The sequence below is a fragment of the Yimella sp. NH-Cas1 genome, from assembly GCF_022359705.1.
Lineage (GTDB): Bacteria > Actinomycetota > Actinomycetes > Actinomycetales > Dermatophilaceae > Yimella > Yimella lutea.
In genome coordinates this window covers 3029852-3053757 of the sequence record NZ_JAKSGG010000003.1, presented here as the reverse complement: position 1 = coordinate 3053757, position 23906 = coordinate 3029852, and the positions used below count along the sequence as shown (strand labels likewise).

The 23906-nt window shown below is 67.5% G+C and carries 14 protein-coding genes and 1 pseudogene; 6 read left to right on the top strand and 9 right to left on the bottom strand.

The genetic code is table 11. The features are described from left to right. Positions 1–197 precede the first annotated feature (197 nt). Positions 198–1637 (top strand): DEAD/DEAH box helicase, encoded by a 1440-nt coding sequence (locus tag MF407_RS15055; protein ID WP_239702791.1) that lies wholly within the window; start codon positions 198–200, stop codon positions 1635–1637. A 90-nt stretch (positions 1638–1727) separates the two neighbouring features. Here the strand turns inward: MF407_RS15055 and MF407_RS15050 are convergent, their stop codons facing one another. Together MF407_RS15050 and MF407_RS15045 are read right to left on the bottom strand one after the other, a co-directional pair. Beyond that, positions 1728–2624: an exodeoxyribonuclease III gene (locus MF407_RS15050; protein ID WP_239702790.1), complete on the bottom strand. Its 897-nt coding sequence runs from the start codon at positions 2622–2624 to the stop codon at positions 1728–1730. A gap of 235 nt (positions 2625–2859) precedes the next feature. Then, positions 2860–3285 carry an organic hydroperoxide resistance protein gene (locus MF407_RS15045; protein ID WP_129626549.1) on the bottom strand — a complete coding sequence of 142 codons (426 nt, stop codon included), beginning with the start codon at positions 3283–3285 and terminating at the stop codon, positions 2860–2862. Positions 3286–3739: 454 nt separating this feature from the next. Between MF407_RS15045 and gdhA the strand changes: the two genes are divergently transcribed. Then, entirely contained in the window at positions 3740–5083 is a 1344-nt protein-coding gene (gene gdhA, locus MF407_RS15040; RefSeq protein WP_129626551.1) for an NADP-specific glutamate dehydrogenase, read from the top strand. Between the two features lie 136 nt (positions 5084–5219). Next, positions 5220–5966, top strand: coding sequence for a GAP family protein (locus tag MF407_RS15035; RefSeq protein ID WP_239702789.1), 747 nt, complete (start codon positions 5220–5222; stop codon positions 5964–5966). A gap of 3 nt (positions 5967–5969) precedes the next feature. Here the strand turns inward: MF407_RS15035 and MF407_RS15030 are convergent, their stop codons facing one another. Both MF407_RS15030 and MF407_RS15025 read right to left on the bottom strand, forming a co-directional pair. Continuing rightward, entirely contained in the window at positions 5970–6401 is a 432-nt protein-coding gene (locus MF407_RS15030; RefSeq protein WP_239702788.1) for a rhodanese-like domain-containing protein, read from the bottom strand. Between the two features lie 108 nt (positions 6402–6509). After that, positions 6510–7121 carry a hypothetical protein gene (locus MF407_RS15025; protein ID WP_141927218.1) on the bottom strand — a complete coding sequence of 204 codons (612 nt, stop codon included), beginning with the start codon at positions 7119–7121 and terminating at the stop codon, positions 6510–6512. A gap of 60 nt (positions 7122–7181) precedes the next feature. Between MF407_RS15025 and MF407_RS15020 the strand changes: the two genes are divergently transcribed. Then, the gene (locus MF407_RS15020; protein ID WP_168990275.1) at positions 7182–7328 is read left to right on the top strand and encodes a hypothetical protein; all 147 of its coding nucleotides are present in this window, start codon (positions 7182–7184) and stop codon (positions 7326–7328) included. 188 nt (positions 7329–7516) lie between these two features. Here MF407_RS15020 and MF407_RS15015 read toward each other — a convergent pair whose 3' ends face one another. From MF407_RS15015 to MF407_RS15995, 5 genes are all read right to left on the bottom strand, one after another. Then, positions 7517–10609 carry a M6 family metalloprotease domain-containing protein gene (locus MF407_RS15015; protein ID WP_239702787.1) on the bottom strand — a complete coding sequence of 1031 codons (3093 nt, stop codon included), beginning with the start codon at positions 10607–10609 and terminating at the stop codon, positions 7517–7519. A 235-nt stretch (positions 10610–10844) separates the two neighbouring features. Beyond that, positions 10845–12569, bottom strand: a complete 1725-nt coding sequence (gene recD, locus MF407_RS15010) for an exodeoxyribonuclease V subunit alpha (protein ID WP_239702786.1) — start codon at positions 12567–12569, stop codon at positions 10845–10847. Then, complete coding sequence (locus MF407_RS15005; protein WP_239702785.1) at positions 12566–16165, bottom strand: UvrD-helicase domain-containing protein; 3600 nt, start codon at positions 16163–16165, stop codon at positions 12566–12568. Before MF407_RS15005 ends, recD begins: the two co-directional genes overlap by 4 nt. Then, positions 16162–19734, bottom strand: a complete 3573-nt coding sequence (recC, locus tag MF407_RS15000) for an exodeoxyribonuclease V subunit gamma (protein WP_239702784.1) — start codon at positions 19732–19734, stop codon at positions 16162–16164. Before recC ends, MF407_RS15005 begins: the two co-directional genes overlap by 4 nt. After that, positions 19731–21455, bottom strand: a complete 1725-nt coding sequence (locus MF407_RS15995) for a TM0106 family RecB-like putative nuclease (protein ID WP_239702783.1) — start codon at positions 21453–21455, stop codon at positions 19731–19733. The genes recC and MF407_RS15995 overlap by 4 nt, the downstream gene beginning before the upstream one ends. An 888-nt stretch (positions 21456–22343) precedes the next feature. On the opposite strand from MF407_RS15995, the pseudogene MF407_RS14990 reads away from it, so the two are divergent. Together MF407_RS14990 and MF407_RS14985 are read left to right on the top strand one after the other, a co-directional pair. Further along, positions 22344–23293 (top strand): annotated as a pseudogene (locus tag MF407_RS14990) (ISL3 family transposase); the annotation flags it as partial. A gap of 79 nt (positions 23294–23372) precedes the next feature. Then, positions 23373–23906, top strand: a complete 534-nt coding sequence (locus MF407_RS14985) for a GNAT family N-acetyltransferase (RefSeq protein WP_168990277.1) — start codon at positions 23373–23375, stop codon at positions 23904–23906.

Below are 23906 nucleotides of genomic sequence, written 5' to 3'. Positions count from 1 at the left end.
TAGGTGATTCGAGCGTCTGCCCGTAGGGTGGAGCCAGCGGTCCGCACAGTCTTGCCTCGGGCCGCAGGTGTTCGAGAAGCGCTAGATGCCTTCACTTATGCCGCTACCGCAGCCGAACCGAGCGCGGGGCGAGCCCGGCGAGACACCGCCTTTCTTACGGAGTTTCTTTGTCCGACAATACTTTTGCGCCTTTTGGTGTGCCGGCTTCCTTGATCCGCGTCCTCGCGGAGCAGGGAATCACCACCCCGACCCCGATCCAGGCGGCGACCCTGCCGGATTCGCTCGCGGGTCGTGACGTCCTCGGCCGGGGCCGCACCGGCTCCGGCAAGACGTACGCGTTCCTGCTGCCGCTGGTCGCCCGACTGCAGGCGTCCAGCAGCCGCCGTCAGCCCAAGCGTCCGCGTGCGCTGATCCTGGCGCCGACGCGTGAACTGGTGAACCAGATCAACGCTTCGTTGAAGCCGCTCGCCGACATGGTCGGGCTACGTAGCCAGACCGTCTTCGGTGGCGTGGGCCAGAACCCGCAGGCAGCTGCGCTCGCGAAGGGCGTCGACATCGTCGTCGCCTGCCCGGGCCGCCTGGAAGACCTTGTCTCCCAGGGACTTTGCGACCTGAGTGCGGTCGAGATCACCATCCTCGACGAGGCCGACCACATGGCCGACCTGGGCTTCCTGCCCGGCGTGAAGCGCATCCTGAACAAGACCCCGCGCGACGGACAGCGCCTGCTGTTCTCCGCGACCCTCGACCGCGGTGTCGACGTGCTAGTCAAGAGCTACCTCACCAACCCGGTCACCCACCACGCCGACAGCGCACAGTCGCCGGTCAGCGCGATGGACCACCACGTCCTGCACCTGCACAAGGACCACCGCCTGCCGGTGCTCGTCGACCTCGCTGCTGCCCCCGGCCGCACCGTCGTCTTCACCCGCACCAAGCACGGAGCCAAGAAGTTGGCCAAGCAGCTTGCGGCACAAGGAGTTCCGGCAGTCGACCTGCACGGCAACCTCAGCCAGAACGCCCGCGTCCGCAACATGGACGCGTTCCACAGCGGCACCGTCCGGACGCTGGTTGCCACCGACATCGCCGCGCGTGGCATTCACGTCGACGACGTCTCCTTGGTGATCCACGCCGACCCGCCGGCCGAGCACAAGGCGTACCTGCACCGTTCGGGACGCACCGCTCGTGCGGGCGCCGCCGGCACCGTTGTGACGCTGATGCTCGACGAGCAGCAGAAGGACGTCCGCGATCTGACCCGCGCGGCCGGTATCAAGCCGACGACCACCAAGGTCGACCCGGCCCACCCGCTGCTGACCGAACTGGCTCCGGGCGAGCGCTCGTTCGTCGCTCCGTCCGAGCAGGTTCAGGTTGCACCGGCCCCGCAGAAGCAGGGTTCACGCGGCGGACGCGGCCAGGGTTCCGGACGCGGTCAGGGCTCCGGCGCGGGACGCGGCCAGGGTGCGGGTCGTTCGGGCCAGGGCACGCGTTCGGGACAGGGTCGTGGCACCTCGCAGGGCTCGTCTGCTGGTTCGTCGCACGGTTCGTCTCAGCGTTCGCCGAAGCCCACCGGCGAGCGGGCAGGTGCGGCGCCGCGTCGTAACCGCGGACCGCGTCGGGCAAGCAGCCCGGCCACCTCGCGCTGACACCGTAAGCGGTCGTCATAGCGGCCGGTTTCCTTGACTACGGGCGTAGTAGAGGAAGCCGGCCGTTATTGCGACCCGTTGTCGCGAGGCTCAGAAGTCGTAGTCCACGACGACCGGTGCGTGATCGCTGATCCGCACGTCGCGGGAGGGCTCGCGATCCACCCACGCAGCAGACGCCGTCCGCGCCAGTTTCGGTGTGGCCAGGTGGTAGTCGATGCGCCAGCCGACGTTCCTGTCGAAGGCCTGCCCCATCCACGACCACCATGAGTACGGACCGTCGGTCTCGGGGTGGAGTGTGCGGACGACGTCCACGAGGGTGCGCGGCGACATCTGCGCCCCGATCCACTCGCGCTCCTCGGGCAGGAAGCCCTCGGAGTTCTTGCTGGTGCGCCAGTTGGTCAGGTCGTACCGGGTGTGCCCGATATTGAAGTCACCCATGAGCAGGAACTCGCGTCCGTTCGCCGATGCCGTTCTGCGGGAACGGGACAGCTGCCGGGCGAAGGAGTCGAGGAAGCGCATCTTGCGTTCGTACTTCACGCCGCCGTCCGGTGCTTCGCGCATCCGGCCGGGTTTCTGCAGGTGGACGGGCAGTCCGCCCTTGGGCAGGTACAGCGAGGCGACGGTCAGCGGTGCGTCCGCAAGGTCGACCTCGACGTAGCGCCCCTCGTGCGAGAACTCGCGCATGCCACGGGCCAGCGTCATCGGCTCGGTCGGCACGAGTTCGCCGTTCAGTCGGACGTCGCCGCTCCAGGTGCGGACGGCGGACGGCGCGTGCCGGGTGAGGACGGCGACGCCGTTGCGTCCCTTGATCCCGCCCTCTTCGTACGCGACGTGATAGTCGGCATAGACACCGTCCGGGATGTCCGCGTGCTGGGCCCGAACCTCTTGCAGCGCAACGACATCCGGGTTTCTCGTGGCGAGCCATTGCTCGAAGCCGCGGCGTTGGGCAGCTCGGATTCCGTTGACGTTGTAACTGGCGATACGCACGGTCGATCAGCCTACGAGTCCGTTCGGAGACGCAAGAACCCGACCGGATGCCCGCTGGTTGAGCCCGGACGCAGCGACGAAGGAGCAGCGGCCCGTGCCGAAACCAAGGCGCGGAAACACGAGAACCCAGCCGCGTCGGGCTGGGTTCTCGTTGTCCGCCATCTTGGCTTCGACGCGCACGGAATCGTTCCTCATCCGTGCGGCTCAACCAGCGGTGACGGCGTGAGGGGTTCGATCAGTCGTCGGAGACGGTGACCTCGACGGGGATGTTGCCGCGGGTCGCGTTGGAGTACGGGCACATCTGGTGCGCCTTGTCGGCGAGCGCCTGGGCGGCGTCCTTCTCCATATTCGGGATGACGACCTCGAGCACGACGGCGAGCCCGAAGCCGCCGTCCACCTTGCCGATGCTGACCTTCGCGCCGACGGTCGAGCCGGTGAGGTCGGGCTTGTCGTCGCTGAGCGTCGCGGCCTTCTTCAGGGCGCCATGAAAGCACGCGGCGTAGCCGGCGGCAAAGAGGTCCTCGGGGTTGGCGCCGCCACCGGGGCCGCCCATGCCCTCGGGCACCTTGAGGTCGAGGTCGACGTACCCGTCGACGGTCTTGGTGTGGCCGTTGCGGCCGTCACCGGTTGCGAGTGCCTCGGCGGTGTAGAGCGTTTCCATGATGAAGGTCCTCTCAGCTGCTGTACAGGTCATCACCGACGCTAGCCGCCGACGCGCGCGGGAGGCGAGTCAGCCCGGGGAGCTCTACCCGTGGCCCCGGCGCAGCCGCTGCTACAAAGTCGCAGTCAGAGGGCAGGTTCACTCACCGAGGAACCTCAGAAACTGTTGCTGCACAGGCATTCTCAAAGGGGGTCCAGTGGCACGGGCGGGAACGAGAACAACTCGACCACCGGTTCGAGCGATGCCGGTGCCAAGTGGAACGCCCGACCAGGCCCGGAGCCCGTGATCCAGGCGAACCCACTACGTCTCGCCCAGCCCACTGGTGTGCTCAGTAGGTTCGGCGCTGATCAACAGGTACGCGAGCGCCCGTACGATCCGCCGGTCCTCGCGCAGCCCAGGGGCGTCTGCTGGGACGCCGCGGCACGGTTGCCGGCGACTTGGCACACTTGTACGCATGAGCGCCGGACTTCACCCGAACATGCAGGAGCACTTCGACGCCGTCGTCGCCCGCAATCCCGGCGAGACGGAGTTCCATCAGGCGGTGTACGAGGTGATGCACAGCCTCGGCCCGATCGCCGGCAAGCGGCCGGAGTACGCGCAGTGGTCGATCCTCAAGCGCGTCTGCGAACCGGAACGACAGATCATCTTCCGCGTCCCGTGGGTCACCGACTCCGGTGAAGTGGAGATCAACCGCGGCTTCCGCGTCGAGTTCAACTCCGCGCTCGGCCCGTACAAGGGCGGCCTGCGTTTCCACCCGAGCGTGAACCTGTCGATCATCAAGTTCCTGGGGTTCGAGCAGATCTTCAAGAACTCCCTGACCGGCATGCCGATCGGCGGCGGCAAGGGCGGCTCCGACTTCGACCCCAAGGGTCGTTCGGACGGCGAGATCATGCGCTTCTGTCAGTCGTTCATGACCGAGCTCTACCGGCACATCGGCGAATACACCGACGTCCCGGCCGGTGACATCGGCGTCGGCGGACGCGAGCTCGGCTATTTGTTCGGGCAGTACAAGCGGATCACCAACCGGTACGAATCCGGCGTCCTCACCGGCAAGGGCCTGTCGTGGGGCGGGTCACGGGTGCGTACCGAGGCGACCGGTTACGGCACGGTCTTCTTCACCCAGGAAATGCTGGGGACGCGTGGCGAGAGCTTCGACGGCAAGCGCGTCGTGGTCTCCGGCTCGGGCAATGTGGCGCTGTACGCGATCGAGAAGGTGCAGCAGCTGGGCGGCACGGTCATCGCCTGCTCCGACTCCAACGGCTACCTGGTCGACGAGAACGGTCTCGACCTGGGCCAGCTGAAGGACCTCAAGGAGGTGCGCCGTGAGCGCCTGTCGGCGTACTCGTCCGACTCGACCGCGCACTCGACCGAGGGCTCGATCTGGGACGTGAAGTGTGACGTCGCGCTCCCCTGCGCCACCCAGAACGAGCTGAACGAAGACCACGCGAAGTCGTTGGTACGCAACGGGGTTCAAGCAGTAGCCGAAGGCGCGAACATGCCCTGCACCCCGGGCGCGGTCAAGGTTTTCCAGCAGTCGTCCGTGCTGTTCGGCCCGGGCAAGGCGTCCAACGCCGGCGGTGTCGCGACCAGCGCGTTGGAGATGCAGCAGAACGCGAGCCGTGACTCGTGGAGCTTCGAGGACACCGAGGCGCGCCTGGAGCAGATCATGCGCGACATCCACACCCGCTGCGTCACGACCGCGGACGAGTTCGGGCTCGAGGGCAACTACGTCGCCGGTGCGAACCTGGCCGGTTACATGAAGGTCGCCGACGCGATGGTGGCGCTCGGCGTCATCTGAACCGCCAAAAAGTTGGCGGAGAGCGGTCGTCATAGCGGCCGGTTTCCTTGACTACGGGCGTAGAGGGGCGGGTACGACTTAGGTAGGGGTTCGGTCGGCCGATGACTGCACGAACTGTCTCGGCGAAGCTGGCACCATGGAACTCGGACTGCTCGCCCCACTGGTGGTGCTCGCGCTGATCGACAGCACCAGCTTCGGCACACTCGCGATCCCGGTGTGGCTGATGACCCACCCTTCGAAGCCGCGACTGGGCCGAATCCTGTTGTATCTGAGCACCATTGCGGTGTTCTACTTCGTACTTGGTCTCGGCCTGTACTTCGGGGCACAGTCATTACGCGACGCGTTCGCCTCGCTGTCGATATCCGAACCCGCTCGCTGGGTCGCTCTCGTGGCGGGCGCGGTGTTGCTACTGCTCGGACTCACCATCGAGCCGTGGACCGAGGCAGGCAAGAAGCGCAAGCGGGCCGGGGAAGCTGCCCGTCAGCAGGCCCGTGGACCCGGACGCATCGAACGGTGGCGGACGTCGACCGCGGACGGTTCGGCGTCCCCCGCGTCCGTCATGGCCTTCGCGACCGTGGCCGCGCTGATCGAGGCCGCAAGCATGCTGCCCTATCTGGCCGCGATCGGACTGATGGTCGCCGCCGATCTGCCGCCGCTCGGCGCGGTGGGGGTACTGGCGGCCTACTGCGTGGTGATGATCGCGCCGGCGTTGTTGCTGCTCGCGCTCCGGCTCTCGATGCACGAGCGCATCCAACCGACGTTGGCGCGCGTGGATCGCTGGCTGCGCAACAACTCCAAAGAAACGTTGGCGTGGGTGTTCGCGCTGCTAGGACTCTGGCTGATCAGCAACAACTGGCAGGTCGCACGGGATCTGATCGGCTGAGGACTACTCGACGACGCGGGTGGGTTCTTCGTCGATCGGCAGGCCGGCCTCGACGTAGCCACGGAAGCCGCCGACCAGGTCTGCAGCCCAACGGAATCCGAGTCGTTTCAGGTCGCTGGCGGCAAGCGAGGACGAGTAGCCCTCATTGCACACCACGACCACGACGTCATCCTTGGTCGGTCCGTCCGACATCGAGTAACCGCTGGTCGGGTCGAGGCGCCACTCCAACACCGACCGGTCGATGACGACCGCTCCCGGGATGTGGCCGTTGGCTCGACGGCTCGCCTCGGGACGAATGTCGATCACGAACGCCACGTCGTCCTGCCACTCGGTCAGGTCCTGCGGCTCGACCCGGGTCAGCGACTCGCGAGCGGTCGCGAGGCGCCTGTCGATGCTTTCGGCATCGCCAGTGAGGTCGTAGAAGCTGGGGCACATTCCGCAAATTCTGCCAGCATGAGACGGGCTCTGGGGCGATCAGAAGAGCCGACCAAAGGCGAACGGACGGTAGCAAACGCCCGGCGGAACGTACGAAACGGGAAAGATTCAGCGTTCGCGGACGATCGTGGTCACGACCCGCGTCACGGCAGGGAGTTGGGGCGTGGAGCTGAAACCGAAGGCCGGGTTGGGCGTGACCCGAGTGAGCGCTCCGAGCGCCTCTTCGTGCCAGGTGCCCGTGAGGCGAGTCACTGCGTGCTGGTCGAGCGCCCCGTAATACTCCCGGCGTCCGTTGCCGGCGGTACCGACGGTGCGCACGCCGGGGTGGACGATGCGGGCGACCGGGTCGGCGAGAACAGCAAGCGGCCTGCTGCTGGCAATCCGTTGCGGCACGGCATGCAGAAGCCAGCCTGTCGGGGTGCGCTTTCCCAGGCCGAAGGACGCCCGGAGCGGGCCGGCGTCGACCGTCCAGCCCTGCGTCAAGTGGACATCACACAGCACGGTCTCGTCGAAGTTGTAGGTCTGCGAAACATACTGAGCGACGGCTTCATTCGGTGCGAGCAGGAAGCGGCGACCGGACGCGTCCGCCACCATGACATCGGTGAACGCACCGAGCGGCGAGTGCGACCAATCGCCGACCACCACCCGGACGCCGCTGGTCGATCCGGCGCCGAGGATGCGCCCCTCGAAGCGGTCGATGATCTTCGTGGAACGGGGCATGCCGACATCTTCCTCCTCGCAGGTCGCCACCGGGCGGGCGGTGGCGCGTAGCGTCGAAGCATGAGCGAACAGAACGGGAAGCCGGAAGAGCACAAGGCCGAGGTCGACCAGCAGGACGGTGGGCCGGGAGCGCAGCAGGACGACGGCGGCGACACCAATGACGTCGCGAGCGGCGGGGTCTCGAAGGAGAAGAAGTCCGACGACTGATCCACGCCCGAATCCGCATGACGTGTGTTCGTTTCAAGGGTTGAAGACGACCACACGTCACGCGAGTTTCAAGGCTTGGGTCACCGGGCGCGCAGCTTCTCCAGCAACGGCTTCGCGACCTGCTCGAAGAGGCATCCTGGAGTCGCCGCCGGCCTGCACCAAGGGGTGATACCGGACTGTCGGGCAGGTCACTTGAAGTACGCCGACGTGTCGATCGTGACCGGAGTCTTGCCGGACGCGAACACGGTGATCGTCCCCCCGGTACCGACCTTCACGATCGCCGAGTTCGAGATCGACCCACCCGGGGTGTAGTTCAGGTTCGACACCGTCGGACGAGCAACCCCGGTCGGCCACGCCGTCAAATACCCCGACTGCGACGGGTTCACCGACGTCACCGTCACCTGAACCGCCTTCGCGTTCGACGGGACACCGGCAACGCCGGCGACCTTCACCTGGAACGCGTTGCCGGCGGCGGTGGCCCGGGAACCGAGCAACCTCGTCGGCGTGAACGCAACCGTGTCCGCACCCGCCGGCACCCAACCGTTCAGATCGACCACCAGATCGGTACTCGCGGTCGACCGCAGCGTCACCTTTCCACCCGTCCCCAGCTTCACGATGCCCAGACCGGCGATGGTCTGCCCCTTGCGGAAACTGATCGACGTCGCCGCCGGGGTCGCCACACCCGCCGGGAACGCAGTCACCGTCCCGGCAGCCGACGGGTTCACCGACGTGATGTTCAATATCGCCGCCGATGCCGTCGCCGACACACCATGGGTGCCGCCGACCGCGATGGTCACCGACCCACCGGCTGGAATCCGAACCTTCGGCGCGCCCGTGCCATACCTGGTGTCCATCACCCGCGTCGGATTCACACCCGCGTACGCACTGCCCGTCGGGTAATACCCGGCCACGTCCGCCAGCAGGTGGGTGCCCGCCGAGGTCGAGAGCGACACCTTGCCACCGTTGCCGACCTTGGCGATGACGAGGTTCGGAACGGTCTGTCCGGTGACAAAATTGAGGTTCGACGCGGTCGGCTTGGTCGCACCGGCAGGCCACACCGTCACCCACCCGTTCGCCTTCGGACTCACAGCAGTCACGTTCAACACCACCGACGACGCATTCGCCGGCACACCACCCCGACCGGTCACCTGCAGATCGACCTTCCCGTTTGCCGGCACAACCGCCTTCGGCGCGCCCGTGCCGTACCGCGTGTCCAGGGTCCGCGACGGAGCCAACGACACGAACGACGACGTCGCCGCCGGCGTGAAGCTCCATTGCAGATCCAAAGCACCCGGCGCGCCGTACCAGGAGTCCACGGCGATCCGGTAGGTCGTGCCGGCGGTCACCGGGACGTTGCTGAGCTTGCTGGTGAGCACATGGTTGGCCGCGTCCACGTCGTCGTTCGCAGCAATCCGGGTCAGCGCGTTCACCGCAGCTCCCGTGTAGACGGCCAGCGTCGAGTCGAACGTCGTGTTGGCCGTGGCAACGGTCAGCTTGCCGGCCGACGGGGCAGTCCAGTTGAACCACACCGAGTTTCCGCCGACGGCGTCCGCGTGACGAGGCTCACCGGCCTGGATGGACGCGTCCACCGTGCCCTGTTTCCAGGTGCCCGCGGTTGCCGGCGAGAGTGCTTTCGCCGACGCGAAAGTGTCGTTCGCGGGCGGGGTGATCGAGACCGTGCCGGTCGCGGCCATCGTGGCCGGCATGGACGTCGAGCAGCCGCTGGTCGTCGTGACCCGCACTCCTGCGTCCTGGCCGTTGTAGGCCTTGGAGTTCGGCACCGAGGTTGCGTTGAAGCTCGTTCGGCCCGCGAGACCGTGGAAGGGATCACCGGGTGAGGAGAAGTAGTCCTCGTCGCCGTCCGCCTCCTCGATGTCGATGAGTTGGCCGTACGGGGTTCGGACGTTGTCCTGGTAGGCCTCCTTCACGTGGTAGACCAGCAAGCCACAGCCGGGCAGGCCGCCGTCGAGACCGGACTGCTGCCGGTTCTCGACGAGGAAGTACTCACCCTTCGAGCCGACGCCGGGACCGTCCGGATCCGCGAGCAACCGGAACGCGCTCGGGTTCGTACTCGCCTGTGGCACAGAAACATTGGCCAGTGAGTTGACTGCAGTCGGTGCGATCCATCCCTGCAGGTACTTGCTGTACGCGTCCGGGAGGGTCGGGGTGTCACCCGGCATTCCCCCGGGCTTCGTGCCCCACGAGCCGCCCGCCATGAGGCTCCAGATGCCGAGGCCTTCGCTCTTCTGGCTGATGTCGTAGAGGTCGACCCAGCCGAGGTCGTGACCGAACTCGTGCGCCATGATCCCGATGGTCGCCATGCGCGACTGCGTCGGGTACTCCTTCTCGCAGTGCATCTCACCGAACTCGGTGTAGCCGTTCGTACCGACGTAGGTGCCGTCGACGGGCTGCGTCATGCTCACCGGAACGGACCACTGATGACCCCAGACGCTCACTCCACAGGGGTTGCCGACCGAGCCTTCGTAGCCGGCGGCAATCACAGTGACGTGCAGTTCGTTGGGTTGGATCGCGCCGTCGCCGTTGGTGTCGTAGGACGCGTAGTCGATGTAGGGGTCAGCTGCCGTGATCGCCGCTGCAGCGACCTTCCGGTCGCCGGCGTTGGTGCGGGTGCTGTCCGGGTGGCTCATCGGCAGGGTCACCCACCCGACCACTCCGTCGTTCGCCGCACCGCTCGACTCCTGAGCCGGCGCCACGTCGAGCTTGTTGAAGCTGGCGCCCTTGTAGAACGAGCGAACGCTGCCCGTGCCTCCGAAGAACTTCGAACTCCACTGTGCTGCAGTCGTACCGAGCGAAGACCGGTCGGAGAACTGGGCCAGGATCACCAACGTGCGCTGTGTGCCGGTGAAGCCCAGCGGCTGCTGAACCGTTGCCGCTTCCTGCAGGTCCTGGGTCGGGGTCAACCCGACCGACTCCTGCGGCACCGCTGCGGACGCGGCCGCCTTCTTCGAACCGGCCTTGGGCTGGCCCTTGCTGTCGAGTCCGGACGCGTACCGCCAGTACCCCTGCCGGTCCTTGACGACCGTGGCGTTGCCCTTGATGGTCGAGGTCCAGTTGCGCAGCCGGTCGCCGTTGCGCTGGATCGTGACCTTGCTGCCGTCCGGCTGGGTGACCGTCTTCGGCGTGGTGTCGACGGGCGCACCGCGCACCTCGCGCGTTGTCTTTTTCTGCGGCGCCTTCGACGCGGGCTTCTGCGCAGCAACCGTCTGGGACGTGCGCTCGCTCGGATCTGCGTGGCTCGCAGGCGCCGCCGTTGCACTCATCCCGAAGGCCGTGACCGCTGTGACTACCAGCGTCGCAAAACGACGCTTCGATGATGTGTGCATCAAATTTGTTCCTCCCCGCACCGACTACCCGCAGTAAGAGTCCCGCGCGGTGCCCGTATGTGCAAACAAATCAGCGAACTCGAGGGGCGACGTTGCCGAGAGGATCCGAAATGCACGAGGGCACTCCGTATACGGCGTGCCCTCGTGCACTTGGAGTCGCCTCGGATCGGGGTCAGCTCGACAGGCGTTGACGTAGGCCGGAGGTACGGCGGACGGGGGTGTCGACGGCGAGGGCGATCGCTTCGCGGGTGCCGACCATCGTCAGGTGTTCCTGCGGCCGGGTGACGGCGGTGTAGAGCATCTCCCTGGTCAGCAGTCGCGACTCGACCGGCGGGACGAGAACAATGATCTCGGCGGCCTGGCTGCCCTGCGCCTTGTGCACGGTCATCGCGTGCATGGTCTCGACCTCCGACAGCAGCCACGGCGGGAACGACTCGCGTCCGTGGCCGGTCTCGATGACCGCACGGGTGCCGTCGGGTGTCTGGACGATGACACCGGCGTCGCCGTTGTTGAGGCCGAGCCCGTGGTCGTTGCGGGTGATCAGGATCGGGCGGCCGACGTACATCTGGTGCGAGCGGATGTCGGGCGCGTGCTTGGCGAGTTCCATCTCGACCAGACGGTTCCAGTGGCTCGCGCCGAAGGGTCCGTGGCGGTGGGCGCACAGCAGACGCAGACGTCCGAGTTGTTCGACGGCTGCGTCGGCGTCCCCGGCGGCAGCGAGTTCGCGCAGCTTCAGGGCGTGTTGGGCCACGCGCGGGATGAGTTCGAGCGAGGGGGTGTCGGTCTCGATCAATTGCACGCCGGACTTCGCCTGGTCGATCGCCTCGGCCACCTGCTCCGGCACGCCGGTGCGGAAGGCTGCGGCGAGGCGGGCGCGGTCGTCGCCCATGCGATAGTCCTGCACGAGCCGGACGACGGCGCCGGACGCGTCCAGTCCGGCCACGACGTCCGCCAGCACGGACCCTGCTTCGACGGACGCGAGCTGGTCGGGGTCGCCGACCAGCAGCAGTCGCGTTGTGGGTGAGAGCGATTCGACCAGGCGGGCCATCAGGTTGAGCGAGACCATCGAGGCCTCGTCGACCACGACGACGTCGTGTGGGAGCGGGTCGTGTGCTCCGTGACGGAAGCGCAGGTTCGTGCCGGGCAGCGGACCGAGCAGTCGGTGCAGCGTCACCGCCGGCTTGATCGCGCTGTCACCATCAAGCGTGGCGCCGAGCGACTGGTTCATGCGGGCGGCGGCCTTGCCGGTGGGCGCAGCGAGTCCGATGCGTAGTTGGCCGTCGGACGCGGCTAGCAGGGCGGTGAGGATCTGGCCGATCGCGTGGGTCTTGCCCATGCCGGGCCCACCGGTCAGCACGGTGACCGGGCGGGTCGCGACTGAGCGAACCGCGGTTTGCTGCTCCTTGTTGAGATCGCCCTTGCCGATGCTCTCCTCGACGACGGACAGGTCGACCGGCGGCAGGTGTTCGGGCACGCGGTCGGTCAGCGCGGAGGCAATGAGCAACTCGTCGGCGAGGTACCGATCCAGGTAGACCAGACCGAGGTCGATGCGCAGGATCCGTTGCTGCACAAGTGGACTGGCTTGAAGGGTGCGCAGCCAGTCCTCAGGTGACGGCAGATCGACGAGACCCTGTGCGGTCTCCGCGTCCTGCTCGATTTCGTCGACATCGACGGCGGCGGTCCAGCCGGCGACGTCCGACAGGTCGAGCGCGGTCGAACCGTCACGTACCGCCCGCACCGCGAACGCGAAGGCGAGGGCGGCGTCCGAGGTCGGCTCCTCCCCCACCGCGGCACAGACCCGCGCGGCCACGAGGCAGTCGCTGCCGTCAAGGATGCCCGCTTCGTTCAGTGTGGCCAGGCGTCCCTGGGCGTTGAGACTGAGTGCGGCGTCGGTCATCGCTCACCTCCGTCAAGCACCTTCGACAGGTCGTCGAGGATGGCCGTCGGTGGGTGCCAGGTGAAGACGCCGCAGCGTCCACCGTCGACCACCGGGGTGTCGGGGCCGGCCATGCCGCGCACGTACAGGTACATCACGCCGCCGAAGTGCTCGCCCGGGTCGTATCCGGGCAGCCGCCATCGCAAATACCGATGCAGCACAATCGAATACAGGATCGCCTGCAGCGGGTAGGAGGAGTGGCCCATCGCCGCGTTCAGGCGGGCGGGTTCGTAGTCGGCGAGGGTCAGCGGTTCGCCGGGTTCGCCGAGCCAGTTGGTCTTGTAGTCGACGATGTAGAACCGTCCGTCGTGCCGGAAGGTGAGGTCGACCGATCCGGTGAGGTAACCGAGCAGGGTCTGGTCGCCGTACGCCTCGCCGGCCAGTGCGTCCGCGAAGTCGATCAATGGATCGTCGTCGCAGAGGTGTGTGCGCAGAACCTCGGCCATCTCGCGCAGCACCGGACGCGCGTGCGGACGGTCGCCGCCGGCGAGGGGCATCTCGAAGTCCATCTCGCAGAACCGGTCGGTCTTCGCAATGTCGACCAGTCGAGGGGCATCAGGTTCGGGACCCATCGGCGTGGTGCAGACCGCCTCCATCGCGTCGACGAGTGCCTCGGGGACGAGGTCGACGGGCCAGAAGACGAGTTGTTCGCGGACGTTCTCGAGCAGGGTTGCGCGCAGGTCGCGGGCCTGGAGGTCGGCATGTTCGAGGACAGCGTGGACGAGCGAGCCGAAGGTCGCCCCGACGGGAAGGTCGGCCATCGGCGAGGGTTCGGTGTTCGCGTCACCGGGTTTCGGCACGTCGATGAGTGGTGTGGTGTGGTCGCCCGCGTTCCCGCTGGTTGAGCCGGGCGACTGACGAAGGAAGTCGCCCGCGCCGAAACCACCGGGAACGACGATGACCTCCTCGTCGATGCGTCCGACGGCACCGTCCTCGGGTTCGGATAGTTCGCCCGCGGCTTCGGCAGCCGCCTCACCCGCTGCAGCAAGCGAGGAGTAGGACGCGCGGCGCCAGTCCCGGTCGATGATCGAGTCATCGAACCAGCGGGCCGTCAGGCGTTCGGTCGACGGCTCGACCGGGGGTGCCGGCTGCGTCGTGCCGCTACCGATGACTTCGAGGCTGAACGCGCCGTGGTCGGCCCAGGTCTGCAGGAAGCGCTGGTTCGTGGCGATGGAGTGCTTGTCGATCGGGTCGAGCAGCGTGATCACCGCACGCTGGTCGAGTAGCGAGGCAGGGTTATCGATCGAGCGCGATCGAGACCCGGTGAGGTCGTCGGGAGAGTCTTCGTGATCGTCGCCATGGTCTCGATCGCGGCGCTCGCCCTGGGGGCTCGCACCTACTCGACCAGCGTCCGGTTCGTCGGCGTTGTCCGGGCTCCCACCTACTCGACCAGCGTGTGGTTCGGCGGCGTTGCCGTGTGTCCGCGACCGCAGCAACTGGTCGAGGGCTTCGGGGGTGGGGGCTTGGCCGAAGAGGAGGCGGTGGAGGCCGGCGTCCTTGCTGTTGTAGGTCGGCGCCCACCACAGCACCAGCTGAGACTGGGCACGGGTCATCGCGACGTACGCCAGGCGCATGTGTTCGCCGAGGTCGTCGGCGCGACGCTCGGAACCGTTGAGGTCGGCGCGGTCGTAGGACAGGATGCGTTGGCCGTCGCGGTGCACAACAACCGCGTGCTCCTTGTCGGACAGCCAGTTGTTGAACAGGAAGGGCGCGTACACGATCGGGTACTGCAGTCCCTTGCTGCTGTGGATCGTCGAGAGCGTGACGGCGAGCGCGTCGGAGTCGAGGCGCATGGTCCTCGAATCCGCAGGCGTGGCAGCGTCGTCCGCGCTCTGTTTCATCATCCACGCGATCAACGACGGCAACCCGGTCATGCCCTGCAGCACCTGCTCGTGCAGCACCTGGGCACAGTGCTCGATGTCGGTGAGGTCTCGTTCGCCGCCGACCTGACCCAGGACGCGCTCGGCCAGCCCTTGGCTGCGCGCGACGTCCAACACAGCCGCGACTCCCCCACGATGGAATGCGGTGATCAACGAACGGATCTGTGCCGCAACGGTTTCGATTTCGGCTTCGTCGGCGCTGTCGAGTTGTTCGGCGGTCCAGCCGATGAACGGGGTGAGTGCTGCGAGACCGACCCGGTCGCGGCGGTGGGGTTGTTCGAGCGCCATCAGCAGTTCGAGCCAGGCCTCGGCAGCGGGCGTCCGCAGCACGGACGTGCCGGAAACCAGCACCGACGCAATTCCCCTGCGGCGCAACTCTTCCCGGATCCCGGCGAGGTCGCTGCCGACGTGGCAGAGCACCGCGATGTCCTGTGGCTGCACGGGCCGTCCGTCGAGCTCGGCACCGGACGCGAGCAGCCGCGCGATGTCGTCCGCGACGTCGGGGTAGACCTGCCGGCGCACGTCACCGATGGACGGCTGGCGTTCGCCGTCGATGAGCGGCCAGGTGCGCAGCCGCACCGGGGTGTCGTCCGGCGAACCGCTGAGTCGATGCGTCTTGTGGTGCGCGGTGACCGGGTGGACGACGATGCCCTCGGACAACGCGACCCCGTTCATCAGGGTCTGCAGCGAACGGACGAGGGGTTCGTCGCTGCGGTAGTTGGTGGGCAGCGAGGTGCGCCGGTCGGCGGTGTCGGCGGCCTGCAGATAGGTGTGGATGTCGCCACCGCGGAAGGCGTAGATCGCCTGCTTCGGGTCGCCGATGAGCAGCAGCGAGATGCCCTCACACGCGAAGGCACGGGAGAACACCTGCCACTGAACGGGATCGGTGTCCTGGAACTCATCCACCAGCACCACCGACCAGCGGTCGCGCATCCTCCGCCGCGCCGGACCGCTCTCGTCCTCAAGGGCGTCGGCGAGTTGTTCGAGCAGGTCGTCGTAGGAGAGCACGGCCGCGCGCCGCTTTCGCCTCTCGAACTCCTCCCGCACCCGTCGCACCAGGTCCATGCGCACTCCGAGCGGGCCGGACGCGTCCGTCGGGTGCAGTTCGGCACCGGAGTTGGTGAGGGCGTGGCGGGCGTCCTTGCGGGCGATCGCGTAGTCAGGGGTGCCGGGCACCGCGCGCAGGTGGTCGGCGAGAAAGAGGTCGTCGATGACGTCGCTCTGCAGTTGTTCGAGGTCTTCGGCGAGGGTCGCGCCCGGGTCGGAGTCGCCGGCGACACCGAGTCCGCGCAGCACGTAGTGGCAGAACTGGTGGATGGTCGCGATCGTGGCGGTATCGAAGTCGGCGACCGCCGTCCGCAGCCGTCGCACACGCAGCGCCAATTCCGCTGGTGCACAGTCACGCAGGTGCTCGACGAGCGGGTCTTCGGTCGGGGCGGACGACTCGAGTTCGGCAAGGGTCTCCTCCAGCCGGGCCCGCACGCGCTCGCGCAGCTCCTGGCTGGCGGCGCGGCTGAAGGTGACGATGAGCAGTTTGTCGATCGGCATGCCCTGCTCGACGACGTACCTGGTCGCGAGGGCGGCCACCGTCCAGGTCTTGCCGGTGCCGGCGGACGCCTCGATGAGCGTGGTGCCTTCGGGCAGGGGGCCGGTGATTTCGAAGGTGTCGGTGCTCACGCGTCCTCCTGGTGGGTGAGGACCGGCAGCCAGATGCGGGCGGAGAACTGCCGCAGACCGAGCATCTCGATCTGTTGGATCGGGGCGCCACGGCCGAGGATCTTCACCCAGTACGGGTCGGTGTTCTCGCCGGGGATCTTGTCGCCTTCCCATTCGGTGCTCGCGAAGTGCAGCAGCAGGTTGTCGTCACCGTTCAACAGCTTGACGCGGTTGCCGCGGACGAACGCGTGCGCGGTCCTGGGCGGGACGGTCATCGGGTACTGCAGTCCCTTGCCGCGCAGTTCGACGAGATCGGCCAGCAGTATCGAAGCTTCTTGTGCCCCAGGCGATCTCAGACGGACGCTGCCCCGCTTGCCCTGCAGGGTGGCGTGGTGGGTGCGGTCAGGTTCGACGGCGGCCAGCGCGAGCAGTCGCACCCAGCCGCTGATCAGCTGCTTGGGACCGATGCGGGAGAAGGTGTGCACGCGCAGTTCGTCGCCGTGCACGCCGCCGACGACACCGGTGAGCCGCACCGAGCCTGGACCGCCCGTCCCAGGCAGGTCAAGGCGAACGTCGACCGAGCGCGGTGGCACGTCGTCCGGCCGGTGCAAATGCTTTGTGATCGTGGCGAGTTCACCCTGGACATCCTTGCGCGCCTTGTCGCCGAGGGCACCGGGCGGGAAGCTCGAACGGCGGTTCTCGCGCTGCATGACCTCGTCCAGGGTCGCGCCCTGCACCATCTGTTGCAGCATGCGTTCGCCGATGGCCCAGGTCTGCAGGCCGTCGAGGGCGATCGGGACGGCGTCGTCGACGGGGTCGGCTTCGCGCGGCACGAAGATGCCCAGGCGGCTGCGCAGGAAGTCGCGGGCGGGGTTGTGCAGGAACCCGGTGAGTTCGTCGACGGTGACGGCGTCGAGCGGGCGAGCCGGGAGAAGTCCGGACAGGAACGGTGCCTGTGGCGGTTGGTCGTGACGGAATCGGCGCAGTGCCTTCGCGCCGGCGAGCGCGGATCGGTCGAAGGTGCCGCCGGGCAGCGGGGACGCTGCTGTGAAGTTGCGTTCGTCGAACGCCTGCAACGGGTGCAGGTGCACGAAGGAGTTGTCGCCGCCCCCGGTGCGAGTGGCAACCGCGATGAGCTCCTGCAGCGGGACGGCCGGTGGGCGCCGGGCACCGTTGTGTTCGTTGGCGCCGGAGTAGATCGCGACGAAGTAGTCGTCGGCGGCCATGACGGCGTCGAGCAGGAGTTGGCGGTCCTCGCTGCGCGGGTCGCGCTCCCCCACGAACGGTCGGCGGGCGAGCACGTCGTCACCGTCGACCACGGGTGAGCGCGGGTAGACGCCGTCGTCGAGGCCGAGCACGACGACGGCCTTGTGCGGCACCGAACGCATCGGCACCATCGAGCAGACGGTGATCGCGCCGGTGCGGAAGTTGGCGCGGGTCGGACGGCCCGCCCAGCGCTGGTCGAGGAGCGTGCGAATGTCGCTGAGCCGCAACGGAACCTCGCCGGCCGAGGCGGCGATGGTGTCGAGTTCGCGGTCGATCTGCGACAGCTGCCAGCGGTCGTCGAGCGGCACATCCGCGAGACCGTGGACGATGTCCTTCAACCAGTTCATCCACTGCGCGGTCTGCACGTTGCCGTCGGTGGAGGTGAGGTGTTCGCCGCGTCCGCGCACGTCGTCGGCGGCACGTTTGATGCGCTCCATGAGCTCGAGGAAGCGTCCGGCGACCTCGATGTCGCGGCTGCCGATGTCGTCGACCGGGGCACCGATCGCGTCCGGACCGTCGGCGTCCGCGCTGATCGCGACCCCGAGGGCGATGCGGTCGAGGGCAGGGGTCCAGGTGTGTGCGTCGAAGCCGCGCAGTCCGTACTCGCGGCGGTGCAGTTCGTCGAATCCCCAACGGACGTCGGCGTCCTCGACCCAGGCGGCGATGCGGCTGAGTGAGTCGTCGTCGAACCCGAAACGGCGGCGGACGGACTCGTGGCCGGCGAGGTCGAGCACCTCGGACGCGGTCATCCGGCCGGCGACGATCGCGACGACGCGTCGGGCGAGGTCGTACAGCGGGTTGGTGGCGCCGGGCGACCGGTCGGCCAGTTGCAGGCGCAGTCGTTGGCCGGGGTGGACGTCGTGGTCGGGCACGGTGATCGAGGAGACGTTGCTGAGTCCGAAGGTGGCACGCAGCAGCGGTGCGAAGGCCTCGATGTCGGGGCACATGACCAGGATGTCGCGCGGTTGCAGGTCGCCCTTGCCCTCGGCGAGCAACCAGGTGAGCACTTCGCGGAGTACTTCGACCTGGCGGGGGCGGCCGTGGCACGAGTGCACCTGGAGCGAGTTGTCCGTGAAGCGTGCCTTGGTTTCGGCACTGGACGCTGCTCCTTCGTCGCCGCGCCCAGGCTCAACCAGCGGCGACGGCGCGCGCCCACCGTGTTCCGCTGGTTGAGCCGCGGGACTGACGAAGGAAGTCCCGCGCGCCGAGACCACCGGAACATCACGCAGCACTGAGGCCGGAGCCGTGTTCCCACGCACATCCGCCTGCATCGACGCCAACCGCGAACCGGCGGACGAACCCGACGACAACGGCTCATGAACCACCGGCCCCATGCTCACGAGCGTCTGCTGCAACTCACGAACATCGCGTCCGAGCGTCGCCAACAACGGGTTCTCCGCAACGAGAGCGGTCTCGTCCTCGGACCTCGGTTTCGGCGCGTACGGATTCGCAAGCTCATCAGTACGGCTCATCCAGCGGGAGGAATCGGACGCGCCGAAACCCAGGGACCCGATCGCGTCCCACAAAGCCGGCGACGGATGCGGCAACCACAGGTGCAACTCCCGCTGCGAACCCAGTGCGTGGATCAACTCCCGCTCAGCCCGCGCCAACCGGGTGTACCCGAAGAACGACAACCGCTCCGGCAACTCCAACGGCAACGAACCGTCCCGCAAACCCGCAACGACCCGCTGGTGCCGTCCGGTGACCGACTCATCGAGCCCGTGCGCGTCCAGGGTCAGCTCGACGACGCGCCGCCACAACGGCGGCTGCCACATCAGATCGTCCGCCAAAGACGACCCGTATCCGTCTGTTTTCGAACCGGATTCCCATTCGCCGAGCATCTGCGGACGATCCCGGTGGTACGCAGCAAAGAGCCCGGCGATGCGCCGAGCAACGACGTACCGGCGTGCCCGACGTGCCTTGCGGTCCCACTCGGCGGCGGGGTCTGCGACGATCTCCGGGCCGGCACCGAGGTGACGAGTGATGGCCTCGAACCCGGGCGTGCCACACAACTCGTCGATGGCGTCCAGCGTGGTCCAGACGAGCCGGTCGGCCGACCACGGGTCGTCCCGGTCGCGATCGAGCAGCAACCCGACGAGCGACGAAGGGGTGAGAATCTCCAGTCCCGCGCAGATGCCGTCATCGCCGGCGACCGATCCCAGCGTGTGCGACAGCTGCTGGGTGAGCCAGCGCTCCACACCTCGCGCGGGCACGACGACGACCTCGGAACTGAAGACGTCCGCGGGGTTGTCGGCGAGCATCGTGGCGAGACCGGCTGCGAGTTCCTGCGGCCGGTCGCTGCGGTGCACGTGGATGCCGGTCATTCGGTCTCCAGCGAGGCGAGGGTCGGCAAGCCGGGCGCGTGGTCGCGGATCCAGGCGGTGGCGGCGGTGTCGTCCTCGTTGTAGGCCAGGACGCGGTCGCGCAGGATCCGGCGCAGCTGCGGGTCGGTGGTGGCACGGGACTCATCCAGCCACAGCTGACAGTTGCGTCCGCCGGGGTCGTCGTCTCGCCAGGCGAACCCGAGGGCGACGGCGAGCGGTTTGAGTCCGTGGCCGGCGGCGGAAATGAGGTGCTTCTCGGCCCATGCGCAGGTGTCGACAAACTCGATACCCGTGTCCTGGACGGCGGACTTGCCCTGGATGTTGGTGAGGCGTTGTCGTTCGACGGGTCCGTGGTGGAAGACCCGGATCGTCTCGCCGTTCGCGAGCGCCGAATCACGTTGTTGCGCAAGCCAGTCGGTGAGCTGGTTCGCGAGCGCCAACTCGGACTCATCGCTCAGGTGGTCCCACTCGACAAAGATGTGGAAACTCGACTCGCCCCCACGCCGCAGCCGGGCACCCCAGAGGAACACCCGGTTGTCGGTGTCGTTCTCCATGTCGAGATCGATCTCGACGTCGGCACTCGGCGGGAGCACGACGTCGGTGCGAAAAGCGAGCGCGTGACCGGCGACGGCGATCTTCGCCTTCTCGATGGTGAGCGCGATGCGCTTGCCGGCGTTCTTCGTGCGGTCACCGGTTTCGGCCTGGTAGCTCTCAAGCCATTCGGGGGTGAGTTCGAGCGCGGCGAGCTGGTCGACGGTGTGGACGCCGAGGGTGCGCAGCGCGAGCCACTCGCGCAGGGTCGGGCGCCAGGAGGTGAACGAGGTGGTGGGGTCGGCGTCGAACACCGGCCCGCAGACCGCGTACCAGGGGCAGTTGTCGCACTCGGAGGTGTAGATCGGGACGACGAGCGAGTCGTTGCCGGTGGCAGCGTTCTGCGCGACGGCCAGCCGGAACCCGAACTCGTGGTCATAGCGTTCGAGCGCGCTGCGGGTCTTGGTGCCCTCGCTGCGCGAGTAGGTGGTGAAGGCGGGTTCGTCGAGCGCGATCCAGGTGCCGTGCACCTCGTTCAGCCCCCACATCGCCCAGTCGTCGCCGGAGACGAGGAAGGCTTCGTAGTGGTCGGGACCGGGGTGGCGGCCGATGGTCTCCAACATGCGGGTGTAGTGGACGAGTTGGAGCGCGTCGGGCTCCAACCGGGCGGGGCGCGGACGCGCGTCGGCGAGCGACGAGCGCTGCTGCGGGTTGCTCGCCGGCGCGACCGTGACGGCGTAGGTGTTTCTGCTGTTGGACTTCATCGCCGACAGGAACTTGTGCAGCTTCACATCCCCGGGAAGGTAGGTGGCGGGCCACGAATTGCCGTGTCGGATCAGCAGATCTGGGCGCCCGGACCGGTGACCCTCGCTGTCTTCAGGGAGTGCACCGCGCACGATGATCTCGACGCCGCGCTCCATCGCATCGAGCGTCTGGTCGACCGCGTCCCGGTAGTACGTGTCGGGTTCGACGACGTGGAAGCGCTCCGGTGCATCCGCCGTGATTCGATCGAACAACTCGGCCTCGAACGCGTTGCCGGCGTCGAGGATGTCCTGCAGTTCGGGCGAGATCGGGATCGGCGCACCGACCATCGAAGGATCGAAGTCGTAATGCGTGCGGACGGGGCACTGGATGGCGGGGTACGCGCCGAGCACGAGCGAGCGCTTCGTCGCCGCTTTGTTGTCGGTCACCCGTACCCCTTTCACGTCTTCGCGTGAGGTTACGCGACGGCACCGACAGGCGGTCGGGGTTCGGGTGGCGGATGATGTCGATCCCCACGCCGACGACTGCGACCGGTGCCGCGCGACGCAAACGAAGCGCACAAGATCTGGAAGGGGGCGCCTCGATCAGCGCTGCACCTCCCGGCGGGAGGACTGCGGCGCGGGCGCTTGTTAGTACCTCGGACCCCCTGAGAGACGCAGCTGTGGTCAGTCGGTGACCGTGCCGGTGAGTCCCTTCTGCGACCACGTCCTGGGAGCGTCATCGGAAGAGTTAGCGTCCACCGTGCCGGTCGCGCTTCCGGTCATTGCATCTTCAACGGGCTTTCTTCATACTTCAGTAGAAAGACGACATCCTTCAGTTGAAAGACGACGTCCGTCACCATGTAGGCGTCGCTCCCCGTGCCGCCGCGGTCTTGCGGACGCCTAGCGGCTTGGCGGTCTTCTTACCGTCCAGCTGAACATCGGTGAGGGTCACAGTCGTGTCTTACGGGGCTCGGAAGTACTTCTCACGGTAATGCCCGACCCGGGACGTCGAAGGTTTGATCGTGGCGATCACCCACTGCGTACCCGCCGGTGTCCACCCATGCGCCTTCACGTAGGGGGACAACGTCCACGTGACCTGGCATTCGGTGCCGACGCCCGTGGTGAATCCTCTCTCGGGCTCAGATTCCCGCATCCCCACCTCCCTCGTGGAATCGATTCCATGGAAACGATTCCACGCGCCCTGCTGTGAGTGTTGTCACAAAGCACGGGTGGGCGCCCGGCAACTTGCGGCTGTGCTTCAGGACGTGCTTCAACCCGAGGAAGAGGGGCGGCAGCGCGTGGTGGTGTGCCTGCGGCCGATGTCCCGCAGACGGTCGTGGCGGGCTCGGCTGGGCGCTGATAGCGATTGTCGTGGATCACCTCACGGTGACCCGCGTGGCGGCCGGTCTCGGGGTGTCCTGGCATACCGCGAACAGTGCGATCATCGCTGAGGGTAGGCGGCGGCTGATCGATAACCCCGCCCGGTTCGACGGGGTGACCACGATCGGCGTCGACGAGCACGTGTGGTGACACACCCGGTTCGGCCACAACTACGTCACGGTGATCATCGACCTCACCCCGGTCCGGGGCGAGACGGGCCCGGCGCGGTTGCTCGAAGGCCGTTTTCAAGCAGTGGCTGAACGGCCGCGCGAAGCAGTGGTGCGACGGGATCGAGGTGGTCGCGATGGACGGATTCAGCGGGTTCAAGACCGCGACCACCGAGGAGCTGCCCGACGCGGCCCCGTCGATAATCCCGGTGATGGACCCGTTCCATGTCGTCCGCCTGGCCGGCGACGCCCTGGACCGGTGCGGGCAGCGCGTCCAGCAGGACACGCTCGGGCATCGTGGCCGCGCCGGCGACCCGCTGTACAAGGCACGCCGGACCCTGCACACCGGCGCCGGACTGCTCACGCAGAAGCAGACCGCCCGCATCAACGCCGTGTTCGCGATCGACGAGCATGTCGAAGTCGAAGCAACCTGGGGCATCTACCTAGCGCATCGTCGCGGCCTACCGCGAGCCCGACAAGAAGAAAGCGAAGCAGATGATGCGAGCCGTGATCGACGCAGTCAGCGCCGGCGTCCCGACCGCGCTCGTCGAGATCCGCAAGCTCGGCCGCGCCCTCAAGCAACGCGCCCTCGACGTGCTCGCGTTCTTTGACCGGCCAGGCACCAGCAACGGGCCGACCGAGGCCATCAACGGCCACCTGGAACACCTACGCGGATCCGCTCTCGGCTTCCGAAACCTCACCAGCTACATCGCCCGCGGCCTGCTCGAGGCCGGCGGTTCAGACCGCAACTACACCTCGAATGCGATGAGCCGAGAAACTTCTCGCGCTCGTCCGGGCCGTCGAGCAGACTGTGCCGGTGATACCCCTGCACACCGAACGCCTGGCGCTGCGTCCCTTCACGGACACCGATGCGGACGCCGTTCTGGCAATCCACCAGCACGAGGGGCTGCGCCGCTTCGTCCCGTCCGCCGTGCTCGAAGACGTCGGTGCCGTAGCCGAACGGTTGGAGCGCTACCGCAGGTTCGACAGCCACCCGGTGCACGGCATGGTCGCCGTCGAGCGGCTCGCCGATGGCGTGGTCGTCGGGATGATCCTGCTCAAGCCGATCCCCGCCTCGACCGGCGTCGACCTCGATGACGTGGAGATCGGTTGGCGCGGGCACCCCGAGCACTCTGGTCAGCGATACATGGCCGAGGCCGCGCGTGCTGCACTCGACCATGCGCTCGCTTCCGGTCTGCCGCGGGTCGTTGCCGTCACCGATCCGGACAACCATGCCTCGCAAGCGGTCTGTCGCCGGATCGGCATGGCGGATCGGGGCACCACCGGCGATTACTACGACGAACCCAGGTTGCACTTCTTCGTCGCAGACGGACTACAAACGGATCGTTGA